Annotated in this window: 10 protein-coding genes; 5 read left to right on the top strand and 5 right to left on the bottom strand. The window is 68.2% G+C overall.

Annotation, left to right across the window (positions count from 1 at the left end; all coding sequences use genetic code 11):
• Nucleotides 1-9 precede the first annotated feature (9 nt).
• The 3 genes from ACUTAG_RS19200 (at nucleotide 10) to def (ending at nucleotide 2,206) form a co-directional block, all read left to right on the top strand.
• Nucleotides 10-1,146, top strand: coding sequence for a 2-aminoethylphosphonate--pyruvate transaminase (locus tag ACUTAG_RS19200; RefSeq protein WP_327764121.1), 1,137 nt, complete (start codon nucleotides 10-12; stop codon nucleotides 1,144-1,146).
• 11 nt (nucleotides 1,147-1,157) lie between these two features.
• Complete coding sequence (gene gloA, locus ACUTAG_RS19195) at nucleotides 1,158-1,553, top strand: lactoylglutathione lyase (protein ID WP_006388855.1); 396 nt, start codon at nucleotides 1,158-1,160, stop codon at nucleotides 1,551-1,553.
• A gap of 119 nt (nucleotides 1,554-1,672) precedes the next feature.
• Nucleotides 1,673-2,206, top strand: coding sequence for a peptide deformylase (gene def / locus ACUTAG_RS19190; protein WP_049052782.1), 534 nt, complete (start codon nucleotides 1,673-1,675; stop codon nucleotides 2,204-2,206).
• Here the strand turns inward: def and ACUTAG_RS19185 are convergent.
• Complete coding sequence (locus ACUTAG_RS19185) at nucleotides 2,194-4,467, bottom strand: acyl-CoA dehydrogenase (RefSeq protein ID WP_446650272.1); 2,274 nt, start codon at nucleotides 4,465-4,467, stop codon at nucleotides 2,194-2,196. The two genes, def and ACUTAG_RS19185, sit on opposite strands and share 13 nt — an antisense overlap.
• Before the next feature lie 148 nt (nucleotides 4,468-4,615).
• Here ACUTAG_RS19185 and ACUTAG_RS19180 point away from each other — a divergent pair, with 148 nt between their 5' ends.
• A complete protein-coding gene (locus tag ACUTAG_RS19180) occupies nucleotides 4,616-5,845 on the top strand; it encodes a nucleoside recognition domain-containing protein (protein ID WP_054439563.1) in 1,230 nt (409 codons plus the stop codon).
• 76 nt (nucleotides 5,846-5,921) lie between these two features.
• On the opposite strand, the gene pyk is transcribed toward ACUTAG_RS19180, so the two are convergent.
• On the bottom strand, nucleotides 5,922-7,364 hold the full coding sequence (gene pyk, locus ACUTAG_RS19175; RefSeq protein ID WP_006388851.1) for a pyruvate kinase: 1,443 nt from the start codon (nucleotides 7,362-7,364) through the stop codon (nucleotides 5,922-5,924).
• Between the two features lie 106 nt (nucleotides 7,365-7,470).
• On the opposite strand from pyk, the gene ACUTAG_RS19170 reads away from it, so the two are divergent.
• A complete protein-coding gene (locus ACUTAG_RS19170; RefSeq protein WP_446650271.1) occupies nucleotides 7,471-8,613 on the top strand; it encodes a glycerate kinase in 1,143 nt (380 codons plus the stop codon).
• 70 nt (nucleotides 8,614-8,683) lie between these two features.
• Here ACUTAG_RS19170 and rsmA read toward each other — a convergent pair whose 3' ends face one another.
• From rsmA to ACUTAG_RS19155, 3 genes are read right to left on the bottom strand one after another with little or no spacing between them, the layout of a single operon-like run.
• The gene (rsmA, locus tag ACUTAG_RS19165; protein ID WP_446650270.1) at nucleotides 8,684-9,475 is read right to left on the bottom strand and encodes a 16S rRNA (adenine(1518)-N(6)/adenine(1519)-N(6))-dimethyltransferase RsmA; all 792 of its coding nucleotides are present in this window, start codon (nucleotides 9,473-9,475) and stop codon (nucleotides 8,684-8,686) included.
• 18 nt (nucleotides 9,476-9,493) lie between these two features.
• On the bottom strand, nucleotides 9,494-11,059 hold the full coding sequence (locus tag ACUTAG_RS19160; protein ID WP_026382358.1) for a peptidylprolyl isomerase: 1,566 nt from the start codon (nucleotides 11,057-11,059) through the stop codon (nucleotides 9,494-9,496).
• Entirely contained in the window at nucleotides 11,056-13,449 is a 2,394-nt protein-coding gene (locus ACUTAG_RS19155) for an LPS-assembly protein LptD (RefSeq protein ID WP_446650269.1), read from the bottom strand. Before ACUTAG_RS19155 ends, ACUTAG_RS19160 begins: the two co-directional genes overlap by 4 nt.
• Nucleotides 13,450-13,563 lie beyond the last annotated feature (114 nt).

The raw sequence follows: 13,563 nt of genomic DNA, 5'->3' as shown, positions 1-13,563 counted from the left end.
GACGACCCCATGCTTCTGCTGATTCCCGGCCCGGTCACGACCGATGCGCGGGTCAAGGCCGCCATGGCGCAGGACTACGCGCCCTGGGACAACGAATTCCGCGCGCTGTACCGCCAGGTCTGCGCCGACGTGCTGCGCGTGGCCGAGGCCGATGCGAATGAGCACGTGGCACTGGCGCTGCCGGGCTGCGGCCATTTCGCGGTGGAAGCCGCCATCCGCACCCTGGTGCCGCCCGGCGGCCGCCTGCTGGTGCCCTCCACCGGCGCCTACGCCGGCCGCCTGCAGAAACTGGCCGCCGAGGCCGGCCGCGTCGCCGTGCCGCTGTACGTGGGCGCGCGCGACCGCGTCGATCCCCTGGCCGTGGCGCAGGCGCTGGAGCAGGACCCGAGCCTGACGCACGTGGCGCTGGTCTACAGCGAGACCGGCAGCGGCATCTGCCATGACGTGCCGGAACTGGCCCGCATCGCCCATTCTCTGGGCCGCCGCGTCATCGTTGACGCGGTCTCGGCGTTCGGCGCATTGCCGCTCGACATGCGCGCCCTGCCCGCCGTGGACGCCGTGGTGCTGACCGCCAACAAATGCCTGGAGGGCTTGCCCGGCGCCGCCTTCGTGGTGGGCCGCCGCGACAGCCTGGAAGCGGCGCGCGGCAACGCCGGCAGCTGGTCGCTGGACCTGGCCGACATCTACCAGCACACCCTGGCGCCCAACGCCGGCCCGCGCTTCACGCCGCCGGCGCCGACACTGGCGGCGCTGGCCGTGGCGCTGGAGCTGTATCATCGGGAAGGCCGCGAAGCCCGCCTGGCGCGCTACACCGCCAACATGCGCGCCCTCTACGACGGCGTGGCCGGCCTGGGGCTCAGCCCCTACCTGCCGCCCGCGCTGCAAGGCCCCATCGTCGTCAACGTGCACGCGCCCGACGCACCGACCTGGAACCTGCAGCTGTTCGTGGACGCGGTCAAGCAGCGTGGCTTCGTGCTCAGCAATTTCACCAACACCGAACCGCCCACTTTCCGGGTCGGTTGCATCGGCGCCTTCGGGCCCGACCAGATGCGGCTTGCGGTCGACGCCATGGGCGGCGCGCTGCAAGACCTCGGCATAACCGGGGAACCCCACGTCCAGGGTTTCCCGCCACCTCTCATCGCTTAAGGAATTCCACCATGCGTATGCTCCACACCATGCTGCGAGTCGGCAATCTCGACAAGTCCATCGACTTCTACACCAACGTGCTCGGCATGCGCGTCCTGCGCCGCAACGACTACCCCGATGGCAAGTTCACGCTGGCGTTCGTCGGCTACCAGGATGAATCCGAAGGCGCCGTGATCGAGCTGACCCACAACTGGGACACCGACAAGTACGACCTGGGCACCGGCTACGGCCACATCGCCCTGGAAGTCGACAACGCCTACGAAGCCTGTGACAAGGTCAAGGAACGCGGCGGCAAGGTCACCCGCGAGGCCGGCCCGATGAAACACGGCACCACCGTGATCGCCTTCGTGGAAGATCCGGACGGCTACAAGATCGAATTCATCCAGAAAAAAGGACGAGTAGATTGAGGCCCCCACGCCGCGCCCACTACGTGGGCTAGCTGCCCCCCGAGGGGGCTCTTTCCCCTTGGGGCGGCCCGGCGGGGAAAGGCCCCTTCTAACGACCGACCACTTTTTCCACCATCGCCATGATCCACTCCATCCTCAAAATGGGCGATCCCCGACTGCTGCGCGTCGCGCCGCCGGTCGAGCGCTTCGATACCCCCGAACTGCACGCCCTGATCGAAGACATGTTCGAGACCATGGCGGCGGCGCAAGGGGTGGGCCTGGCCGCGCCGCAGATCGGCGTCGACCTGCAACTGGTCATCTTCGGCTTTGACCGCAACGAGCGCTATCCCGACGCGCCGGCGGTGCCGCAGACCATCCTGTGCAACCCGGTCATCACGCCGCTGTCCGACGACATGGAAGACGGCTGGGAGGGCTGCCTGTCGGTGCCGGGGCTGCGCGGCCTGGTGCCGCGCTACCGCCGCATCCGCTACCAGGGCAAGGATCCCTACGGCCGTGACATCGACCGCGAGGCCGAGGGCTTCCACGCCCGCGTGGTGCAGCACGAATGCGACCACCTGATCGGCCGGCTCTATCCTTCCCGGATCCAGGATTTCTCGAAATTCGGCTTCACCGAAATCCTGTTCCCCGGCATGGACCCGAATCAGGACGACTGATCGTCCTTCGGGGCGGGAGCCGGGCTCGGCTCCTGCCCCGGAGCCAGTTCCTCCGGCGCGAAATCGTCCACCTGCAGCACCCGCGAGACGATCGCCTCGGCCTCCTCCAACTGCGCCGCCTGCGTCGCCGTGATGGCGCCGTGCCGGTCCGCCTCGCGCCAATCGCGCACGCCCGACTGCCGCAGCCGGTCACGGATCGGCTGCACCGCATCGACCACGGCGAAGGCGCGGGTCAACAGCGCCAGCGGATCGTCATCGCCCTGGCCACCGCCCGCTGAACGTTGCAGGTCGGCCGCCAGCCGCGCATGGGTGGGCGACGGCTTGAGCAGCAGTTCCGCGCATTCGCGGGTCAGCGCATCGCCCGGCCCCCGCGCCAGTCGCAGCGGCAGGATGGCCGCGCGCAGCGCCCAGGCCAACGGTCGGCCAGGCAGGTTCGACAACACCTGGTCCATGCGTTTTTCGATCTCGGCGTAGCCCTGCTCCATGCACCAGCGCACCAGCGGCAGGTCGTCGTGCTTGCGCCCTTCGTCCTCCCAGCGCTTGAGCACGGCCGACAGCAGGTACAGTTCGGCCAGGATGTCGCCCAACCGAGCCGAGAGCAGCTCGCGGCGCTTGAGACCGCCGCCCAGCCGCGCCAGCGCGGCGTCGGCCAGCAGCGCGAAGCCGGCCGCATAGCGTCCCAGCCGGCGGTAGTGGCCGGCGGTGGGGCCGGACACCGGCGACGGCGCCAGCACGCCACCGCTCCAGGCGCGGCCGATGGCGCGCAGCGTGTTCATGCCGGTGTGGCGCAGGTGGCGCCAGAACACGTCGTGGAACACCTCCATGCCGCGCTCTTCGTCGGGATTGCCCAGCGCCAGGATCTCCGGCATCAGGTAGGGGTGGGCGCGGATCGCGCCCTGGCCGAAGATGATCAGGTTGCGCGTCAGGATGTTGGCGCCCTCGACCGTGATGGCGATGGGCACCGCCCGGTACAGCGCGCCCAGGTAGTTGCTGGGCCCGTCGATCACGGCGCGGCCGGCATGCACATCCATGGCGTCGTTGACCGATATCCGCATGCGCTCGGTGGCGTGGTATTTCATGATGCCGGACACCACCGCCGGCTTCACGCCCTGGTTCAGCGCCGCGCAGGTCAGGCGCCGGGCCGCTTCCACCAGGTACGCGTTGCCCGCCAGGCTGGCGAGCTTTTCCTGCACGCCCTCGAACTTGCCGACCGGGATGCCGAACTGTTCCCGCACCCGCGCGTACATGCCGGTGGCGTGCGCGCTCATCACGCACGCCGCCGCCGACAGCGACGGCAAGGAAATGCCACGCCCCGCCGCCAGCGCGCTCATCAGCATCTGCCAGCCGTGCCCGGCGCGCTCGACGCCGCCGATCAGCGCGTCCAGCGGCACGAATACGTCGCGGCCGCGGTTGGGGCCGTTCTGGAACACCTGCATCGCCGGCAGGTGGCGGCGGCCGATCTCGACGCCGGGCGCGTCGGTCGGCACCAGCGCCACCGAAATGCCGATGTCGCGCGGACCGCCGCCCAGGATGCCGTCGGGATCCGACATCTTGAACGCCAACCCCAGCACCGTGGCCACCGGCCCCAGCGTGATGTAGCGCTTGTGCCAGTTCAAGCGCACGCCGATCAGCTCGCGGCCGTCCACCACCTGGCGGCAGACCACGCCGGTATCGACCATGGAGGCAGCGTCGGAGCCGGCCTCGGGGCTGGTCAGGCCGAAGCACGGCACCTCGCGGCCGTCGGCCAGGCGCGGCAGCCAGTAGTCGCGCTGGGCTTGCGTGCCGAACTGCATCAACAGCTCGCCCGGCCCGAGCGAGTTGGGCACCATGACCGTGACGCCGGCGGTGATCGAATAGGCGGAGATGCGCCGCACCACCTCGGAATGGGCGTAGGGCGAGAAGCCCAGGCCGCCGTGGCGCTTGGGGATGATCATCCCGAAGAAGCGCTGCGCCTTCAGGAAACTCCAGACTTCCCGCGGCAGGTCGCGCCGGTGCCAGGTGATATCCCATTCGTCCAGCATGGCGCACAGCTGCGCCACCGGGCCGTCGATGAAGCGTTGCTCATCCGGCGTCAGGGCCGCGGCGGGCACGTCCAGCAGCTTGCGCCAATCGGGGTTGCCGGTGAACAGGTCGGCCTCCCACCAGGTGTCGCCGGCCTCGATGGCCTCGCGTTCGGTGGCCGACAGCGGCGGCATCGCGTTGCGGGCCCAACGGTACGCGGGTTCGGAGATGCGGCGCCGGCGCCATGCGTTGAAATCCATGTGACCCCCTGTCGTTCGATGCCACTGGGCATATCGGGGCAAAGTACCAGAATTGCGCCATCGGGGCCAAACCGCGATGGTCCGACTCTGCGACAATGGGCCTCCCCGCGCTGGTGCGCAATCCAATCGCTATCCGGGCACACACCGCATGCTGAACAAACTCTGGCTGGGCTTCTTCCTGACCGCCGCCGCGGCCGCGCTGTACCGCTGGCTCGCCATCGGCGACCCGGACGTGTTCCGCGCCATGGTCGCCAGCCTGTTCGACATGGCGCGCGTATCCGTCGAGGTGATGGTGCTGCTGTTCGGCACGCTGACGCTGTGGCTGGGGTTCCTGCGCATCGCCGAGGGCGCCGGGCTGGTGGAAAAACTGGCGCGGCTGCTGGGGCCGCTGTTCGCGCGCCTGATGCCCGAGGTGCCGCGCAATCACCCCGCGATCGGCTTGATCACGCTCAACTTCGCCGCCAACGGCCTGGGACTGGACAACGCCGCCACGCCCATCGGCCTGCGCGCCATGCGCGAACTGCAATCGCTCAATCCCAAACCCGACACCGCCAGCAATGCCCAGATCCTGTTCCTGGTGCTCAACGCCTCGTCGCTGACGCTGCTGCCGGTGACGCTGTTCATGTTCCGCGCGCAGCAGGGCGCGCCCGATCCCACTCTGGTGTTCCTGCCGATCCTGCTGGCCACCAGCGCGTCGACGCTGGCGGGTTTCCTGGCGGTGGCGGCGTGCCAGCGCCTGCGGCTGGTCGATCCCGTCGTGATGCTGTGGCTGGGCGGCGCGGCGCTGCTGCTGGGCGGCTTCATGGCGCTGCTGGCCAGCATGTCGGCCAGCGCCATCGCCGCGCTGTCGTCGCTGATGGGCAACCTGGCGCTGTTCGGCATCCTGCTGGCCTTTCTCATCGTCGGCGCCTGCAAGAAGGTGCCGGTGTACGAGGCCTTCATCGAAGGCGCCAAGGAAGGCTTCGACATCGCCAGGAGCCTGCTGCCGTACCTGGTGGCAATGCTGTGCGCGGTCGGCGTGCTGCGGGCCTCGGGCGCGCTGGATTTCCTGCTCGACGGCATCCGCTGGCTGGCCGCCAATGCCGGCTGGGACACGCGCTTCGTCGACGCGCTGCCCACCGCGCTGGTCAAGCCGTTCTCGGGCAGCGCGGCCCGCGCCATGATGCTCGAAACCATGACGCACTTCGGCGTCGATAGCTTCCCCGCGCTGCTGGCGGCGGTGGTGCAAGGCAGCACCGAGACCACCTTCTACGTGCTGGCGGTGTATTTCGGCTCGGTCGGCATCCTGCGCGCGCGCCATGCGGTGGGTTGCGCGCTGGTCGCCGACCTGGCCGGGGTGCTGGCGGCCATCGGCGTGTGCTACTGGTTCTTCGGTTGAACGGCGCCGGCCGCCAGCCACGCTGCCTCGACGGCGCGCCAGGCCTGCCTACAGGCACCGCGCGCCGCGAGACCGATCAATCCACCAGCAGGATCTTCATGCCGTTGGTGCCGCCGCTGTCGCGGTAGAAGTCGCCCTTGGTCAGGATGACCCAGTCGCCCTCTTTCACCAGATTGCGCTTCTTCAGCTCGTCGATGGCGGCGTTGCTCAGATCAGCCGGCTCGTAGTCCGACGGCGCGAACGGGATGGTGTAGACGCCGCGGAACATGGTCACGCGGTTCTGCGTGACGCTGTGCGGGCTGTAGCAGTAGATCGGCACGCCCGAGCGGATGCGCGACATGATCAGCGGCGTGTGGCCGCTTTCGGTCAGCGCGATGATGGCCTTGACGCCGGGGAAGTGGTTGGCCGCGTACATGGCCGCGAGCGCGATGGTTTCGTCGCAGCGCGTGAAGGTCTCGCCCAGGCGGTGATGCGACTGCGTGCTGGTGGGATGCTTTTCCGCGCCCAGGCAGACGCGCGCCATGGCCTGCACCGTCTCGACCGGATACGAACCCGAGGCGCTCTCGGCCGACAACATTACCGCGTCGGTGTAGTCCAGCACCGCGTTGGCCACGTCCGAGACTTCGGCCCGGGTGGGCATCGGGCTGGAGATCATCGACTCCATCATCTGGGTCGCGGTGATCACCACCTTGTTCAGGGTTCGGGCATGCTGGATGATGCGCTTCTGGATGCCGACCAGTTCGGCGTCGCCCACTTCCACGCCCAGGTCGCCGCGCGCCACCATCACGCCGTCGCTGGCGCGGATCAGCGCGTCCAGCGCCTCGTCGTCGGCCACGGCCTCGGCGCGTTCGATCTTGGCGATGATCCAGGCCTCGCTGCCGGCGGCGCGCAGCAGTTCGCGCGCCTCGTCGATATCGCTGCCGTAGCGCGGGAACGACACCGCCACGTAGTCCAGCTGCATTTCGGCGGCCAGCTTGATGTCGACGCGGTCCTTGTCGGTCAGGCTCGGCGCCGACAGGCCGCCGCCGCGGCGGTTGATGCCCTTGTTGTTGGACAGCGGGCCGCCCACCGTGACGGTGGTGTGGACCTCGTCGCCCTCGACGCTGTCGACCACCAGCACCACGCGGCCGTCATCGAGCAGCAGCTCGTCGCCGACGCGGCAGTCCGTCACCAGTTCGGGATAGTCGATGCCGACGATGCTGGCCGTGCCGGCGTCCTTCGGATGCACCCGCGACAGCGTGAACGGCTGCCCGACCTGCAGCTGCACCAGCTTGTCGGTGAAGCGCGCGATGCGGATCTTGGGGCCCTGCAGGTCGCCCATGATGGCGACGAAGCGGCCCTGCCGCGCGGCGCTCTCGCGCACCAGGCGGGCGCGTTCGCGGTGGTCGTCGGCGCTGCCGTGCGAGAAGTTCAGCCGCGCCACGTCCAGGCCGGCCTTGATCATGGCGTCGATGCGTTCCGGCGTCGACGTCGAGGGGCCCAGGGTGGCGACAATTTTGGTGCGGCGCAATACAGGCATGGCGATCCACTCTCACATGAACAACGAAAGCGCTATGGTACGACGGCGGCGGACACGCGGGTATCATGATCGACATCCCGTCCCTCAACGCACCGTGGCCGACCTCGTGAAAATCGTCATCGCACCCGACTCCTTCAAGGAAAGCGTCTCCGCCCCCGACGCGGCCGCGGCCATCGCGCGCGGCGTCAAGGCCGCCTGTCCCGGCGCGCACACGGTCTGCATCCCGATGGCTGACGGCGGCGAAGGCACGGTCGAGGCGGTGCTCGCGGCGGCGGGAGGCCAGGCGCGCCAACGCACGGTCAACGATGCGCTGGGCCACAAGGTCGATGCCATGTGGGGTTTGCTGGAAGATGGCACCGCCGTCATCGAAATGGCGGCGGCCGCCGGCCTGGAACTGATCGCGCCGTCCAGGCGCGACCCGCTGCGCGCCAGCAGTCACGGCGTGGGCGAATTGATCCTGGCGGCGCTGGACGCCGGCGCCGTGCGCATCATCCTCGGCCTGGGCGGCTCCGCCACCAACGACGGCGGCGCCGGCATGCTGACCGCGCTGGGCCTGCGCCTGCTCGACAAGGACGGCCGCAGCCTGCCGCCCGGCGGCGGCGCGCTGGGCCAGTTGGCCAGCATCGACCCACGCGGCCTCGACTCCCGGTTGGCGAACACGCGCATCATCATCGCATCCGACGTCGACAATCCACTGTGCGGCCCGCAAGGCGCCTCGCATGTCTTTGGCCCGCAGAAGGGGGCCACGCCCGAACAGGTGCAGACGCTGGACGCCATGCTCGGCCACTTTGCCGACATCTGCGCGCGCCAGCTGGGCAGCGACCGCCGCCATGACGCTGGCGCGGGCGCGGCCGGCGGCCTGGGTTTCGCCGCCAAGACCTTCCTGAACGCCGACTTCCGGCCCGGTGTCGAGATCGTCGCCGAGCTGGGCGGGCTGGCCCAGGCCATGGAAGGCGCCACGCTGGCCTTCACCGGCGAGGGCCGCATGGACGCGCAGACCCTGCGCGGCAAGACGCCCGCGGGCGTGGCCCGCATCGCGCAACGAGCCGGCGTGCCGGTGGTGGCGCTGGCCGGCTCGCTGGGCGAGGGCTACGAGGCCCTGCATGCAGGCGGCATCAGCGCCGCCTTCAGCCTGGCGCCCGGTCCGATCACCCTGCAACAGGCCCTGGCCGATGCCGAACGCCTGCTGCATGACCGCGCGCGCGACGTCATGCAATTGTGGATGGCGGCGCAGAAGCGCATGCTGTAGTGGTCACCGCGTCATTGACGAAAAAAAGCCCGCTGATCGCGGGCTTTTGCTTGCCTGTGGCGGCGCGGCATCAACCGCCCTGCAACACGCCGGCCTCGACCAGCGCATCCGACAGGTGGATGTAGCGGTCCACCGAGATATCCTCGGCGCGCGCGGTGGGCGCGATGTCCAGCGCCTCCCAGGGCACCTGCGGCGCCCAGTCGGCCAGCACCCGGCGCAGCATCTTGCGGCGCTGCGAGAAGGCGCGCGCCACCACGGTCTCGAACGCGCGCGCGCTGACCGGGCGCAGGCGCTCGGCCGGCAGCGGCACCATGCGCACGATGGCCGACACCACCTTGGGCGGCGGATCGAACGCCTCCGGCGGCACGTCGAACAGCTTGTGCATGCGATAGCGCGATTGCAGCATCACGGACAGGCGGCTGAAATCGCCGCTGCCGGGCTGCGCGACCATGCGGTCGATCACTTCCCGCTGCAACATGAAATGCTGGTCGCGCACGTGATCGGCCCAGGCCATCAGGTGGAACAGCAGCGGGCTGGAGATGTTGTAAGGCAGGTTGCCGACCACCCGCAGGCCCGCGCCGAACTGCGAGAAATCCACCGTCAGCGCGTCGGCCTCGACCACCGTCAGGCGGCCTTCCTCGAACTGCTTGCGCAGGCGCGCCGCCAGGTCGCGGTCGATCTCGACCGCGGTCAGGTGATCGAGCCGCTCGAGCAAGGGCCGCGTCAGCGCCAACAGGCCGGGGCCGATCTCGACCACGGTATCGCCGCGGGCGGGATTGACCGCCCGCACGATCGACTCGACCACGCTTTCGTCGGTCAGGAAGTTCTGGCCAAAGCGCTTGCGCGCCTGGTGTTGAGACATGAAAAACCCGGGCTGCGATCAGCGGTTGTTCTGGTTGATACGGTCCTGCTTTTCAAGCCGGTTGTCGATGTACGCCTGGGCGCGCAACTGATCCAGCCAGTCTTCGAAAGCGGGTTGGGCGCGGCGCTCGAACAAGGTCTGGCGCGCCTTCATGCGGGCCAGGTCGTCGGTGGCGTCGTGCTGGCGGCGCTCTTCGACCTGGATCAGGTGCCAGCCAAACGGCGTCTGGATGGGCTGGCTGATCTCGCCGGGCTTGAGCGCGTTCATGGCAGCCTCGAAGGGCGGCACGGTCTCGCCGGGGTTGAGCCAGCCCAGGTCGCCGCCCTGCGGCGCGGTCGCGTCCTGCGAATACTGGCGCGCCATGTCGTCGAACTTGGCATCGCCGGCCACCAGGCGCTGGCGCACTTGCTCCAGGCGTTGGCGCGCCTGCTCGTCGCTCATGACCGTCGAGGTCTTGATCAGGATGTGACGCGCATGCGTCTGCATCACTTCCACCGGGCCTTGCGGCGCCTGGGCCTGCGGCTGCGGACGGGGTTGCGGCGCCGGCGTGGGAACCGGGGCGCGGGCGGTGCGGCTGGGCGCCGGCTGGGCCGTGCCACGATCCATCACCTTGAGGATATGGAAGCCGTTGCCGCTCTGGAGCAGGCCGCTGACCTGGCCCTTCTGCAGATTGGCGATGGCCTTGGCGAACAGGTCGGGCCAACCGTCCAGCGGGCGCACGCCCATGACGCCGCCCTGCAGCGCTTCGGGACCGTCCGAACTGGCGGCGGCCAGGCTGGCGAAGTCGTCGCCGCGCTTGACGCGCGCCAGCAGGTCTTCGGCCTTCTTGCGCAGCGCGGCCAGTTGCTCCGGCGACGAGCCTTCCGGCACCCGCACCAGGATCTGGGCCACGGCATAGAGCATCGGGCCGGCCGGCGCGGCGGCCTGCTCGGGCGCGGCTTCCGGTTGCGGCTGCGGCTGGGCCTGCTGCGGCGCGGCCGCGAAGGCCGGATTGCGGCGCTGGTCCTTCAGGAAGGCGTCGACCTCGGCATCGGAAATGACGATATTCGAATCCACCGCGCGCTGGCGCAACCGATCCGAACGGATTTCGTCCTTCAGCGACTTGCGGTAGCTATCCCAGTTGACGCCGGATTTCTCGATTTCCTGGCGCAGCTGCGCCACGGTGATCTTGTTGCGTCCGGCGATCGTGGCGATGGCCTGGTCAACCTGGGCGTCATCGACACGGATGCCGAGGCGGTCGGCCTCGTGGCGCTGCACGCGCTCCATGATGAGGCGCTGCAGCACCTGGTGCTGCAGGGTCTTGTCGTCGGGCACCTGGATGCCGCGGGCCTTCAGTTCGCCGGCGATGCGCTGGGAAGCGTCGCGCAGTTCGCGCAGGGTGATCACGTCCTTGTCGACCACGGCGGCGATACCGTCGACGAATTGCTCTCCGGCCGCGGGCGGCGCGCTTTTCTGTGCCGCGGGCGCGTTCCTGGCGCCCTTGCCATTCGGCTCCACCGCATGCGCGGCGGAGAAGGCGGCGCAAACAGCCAGCAACAGCGCATTGCCGGAGAAGCGGCGCAAAGAGTGCAACCTACGCATCATTCATACCTTTCAAATGTGGTCCCGGTCGGCGCGGGCGGGGTGATGCGCGAGTAACCGGGGATACTTCTGTTCAGCAGGTTCATCGGATCGGTTCCCAGGGAACCCAGGCCGGTCAACTCGAGCTGGAAGAACAGTGCCGTATTGGCGTCGGTGGCCGACACGGCGTAGCGCTGGAAGACCATGCGGCCGACCCAGCAGCAGTCGCCCTTGTATTCGAGGCCGGCGATGGCCTGCGTGACACGGGGCGAATCGGTGGTGCCATTGACCGTGCTGGACGGGCCGTCGCGCAAGGAATAGTCGACCCGGCCCACACCGTACCAACGCTTGGTGAACGGCCATTGCACCGCCAGACTGATCTGGTTCTGCCCTTGCGGCTGGTAGAGCACGCCGGGCTGCGGATCGCGCTGATAACGATAGGCCAGCGCCACCGTCGTCAAGCGCTGCGGCGACCAGCGGGCGCTAAGCAGCCCGCGCGACCATTGGTTGTCATAGGGGTTGTACTGCGCGGCCACGTCGGTGGTGAGGGTATCGGTCAACGCCGCGCTGGCGCCCACGAGGAAGTCCGACCGGACATTCTCGCGCGGCGTTTCTCCCGGCAAGGTGACCTTCTGGTCGGCGAAGTACAGGCGCTGCGCCACGGCCACCGAGGCGCGCTCGAAACCGGTCGACGCATCGAGCCAGCGCGTGGTCAGCGCAGCAGTGAGCTGATTGGCGTTGGAAATACGGTCCCAGCCACCGGTATAGATGTTCTCGTCGAAGGCTTGCGAAAAGCTGAAATCGGACAGCGACGTGTCGTAGACCGGAATCTTGGATTGGTCGCGGTACGGCACGCGCAGGTAGTACAGCCGCGGCTCCAGGGTCTGGATCGAATCCTTGCCGAACAGCGTGGTGTCGCGCTCGAAGATCAGGCCGGCATCCAGCGACATGATGGGCACCGTGCGCGACTGCGAGCGCGGATAGCCGAACGAGGTGCCGGAGTTGGCCGTGCCCGAGTTCAAACCGAGCCAGTCGCCGTTATACCAATCGGTCTGGTATTGGGTGTAATTGACCCCGGCCTTGGGAATCACGAACCAGCCCGGACGGACGATCGGATACGACACCGTCGGGTAAGTCTGCAGGCGGTCGCCGTTGGGGCCGTTGCGATTGCCCAGGAACAGCGGCTTGCTGAAACGCACCGCGGTCGAGGTCCAGTCCACATCGAAGCCGCCCCAATCGTAGCGGGCGCCGCGCAGGTACAGTTCGGGCTGCTTGTCATAGGGCGGCGTCAACAGCGCATCCGGATCCTGCAGGGTCTGGTACTTGTAGACCTGCGCATAGGCGCTCCAGTACGTCGAGGACCAGCCCACCCGCGCGCGCTGCGGCAGGTAGGTGGTGGATGCCTGGTTCAAACCCAGCTGGGAAATGTCGCGGAAGTAATCGTCGTCCGAGACCTTGGCCACGTCCCAGTCGGCGTAGAAGCCGTTGCCGAGCAATTGCTGGTGACGCCACCAGTACATCCAGCGGTCTTCGCCACTGACGTTGTCATGCGGCAGATAGGCGCCGTAGACACTGCCGGCGTAGCTCGCCCCCAGGTAACGGAATTCCCCCCCCAGTTGCAACCCGCGCTTGGAGAAGTAGCGCGGCTGGAGGGTTGCGTCGTAATTCGGCGCGATGTTCAGGTAATACGGCAGCGAGAAGTCGAAACCGCCTTTGCTGGTGGTGCCGTAGGTCGGCATCAGGAAACCCGACTTGCGCTCCTTCTTGACCGGGAAGGTCATGTAGGGCGAAGCCAGGATCGGCACGTCCTTGAAGTACAGCACGCCATTGCGCGCCACGCCTTCGTTTTCGTCGAAGTCGATGTCGACCATGTTGGCCTTGATGTACCACGACGGCGTCTCGCACGAGCAGCCGCTGTAGGTCACCGTGTGCAGCCGCATCTGCGACTTGCTGAAGATGTCGGCTTTGTCGGCCACGGCGAAGCCGCCGGTGGCGCCCAGCCAGAAATTCGGCTTTTCGACTTCGCCCGAATACTTGTCGACGTTGAACTTGGCGTTGGGCCCGGTGACCAGCGTGCCATCGCGCATCATGCGCGCGTTGCCCTGCACGTCGACCTCGCCGGTGTCCTTGCGGTAGTTGATGCGGTCGCCCTTGATCACGCCGTCGATGCGGCGCACCTGCGCCGCGCCGGTCAGGGTCAGGTCGGAGTCCGGATCACCCTCGATGGTGTCCGCTTCCATGTAGGCGGGGATGTTGCCGTCCGGCAGGCGGTGCATCCGCAGTCCGGGGGACGTGCGCAGCTCGGGAGCCGCGGTGATCGACGTCGCCGAGGAAGCCGAACCTTGGCTGCCCTGGGCCTGAACGGCCCCGGCGACGCTGATAGCAGATAGGATCAACCACCGAACCTTGCGCACGAGTGAAAACAGCCCTTTTTTACGATGGGGGAACCAGGCAAAGGCGCCCGGGAAGGGCCAATGCTAACGGAAACGAGCCGGTATTATAGAGAAGCCGCGCCAGACGCCCAGCCT

The sequence above is a fragment of the Achromobacter sp. CSND-B12 genome, from assembly GCF_052906545.1.
This window is presented reverse-complemented; position numbering and strand designations above follow the sequence as displayed.

Coding starts and splice junctions, on each gene's coding strand:
- ACUTAG_RS19200 (WP_327764121.1), top strand. CDS start 10: ATGCTTCTGCTGATTCCCGGCCCGGTCACGACCGATGCGCGGGTCAAG.
- gloA (WP_006388855.1), top strand. CDS start 1,158: ATGCGTATGCTCCACACCATGCTGCGAGTCGGCAATCTCGACAAGTCC.
- def (WP_049052782.1), top strand. CDS start 1,673: ATGATCCACTCCATCCTCAAAATGGGCGATCCCCGACTGCTGCGCGTC.
- ACUTAG_RS19185 (WP_446650272.1), bottom strand. CDS start 4,467: ATGGATTTCAACGCATGGCGCCGGCGCCGCATCTCCGAACCCGCGTAC.
- ACUTAG_RS19180 (WP_054439563.1), top strand. CDS start 4,616: ATGCTGAACAAACTCTGGCTGGGCTTCTTCCTGACCGCCGCCGCGGCC.
- pyk (WP_006388851.1), bottom strand. CDS start 7,364: ATGCCTGTATTGCGCCGCACCAAAATTGTCGCCACCCTGGGCCCCTCG.
- rsmA (WP_446650270.1), bottom strand. CDS start 9,475: ATGTCTCAACACCAGGCGCGCAAGCGCTTTGGCCAGAACTTCCTGACC.
- ACUTAG_RS19160 (WP_026382358.1), bottom strand. CDS start 11,059: ATGATGCGTAGGTTGCACTCTTTGCGCCGCTTCTCCGGCAATGCGCTG.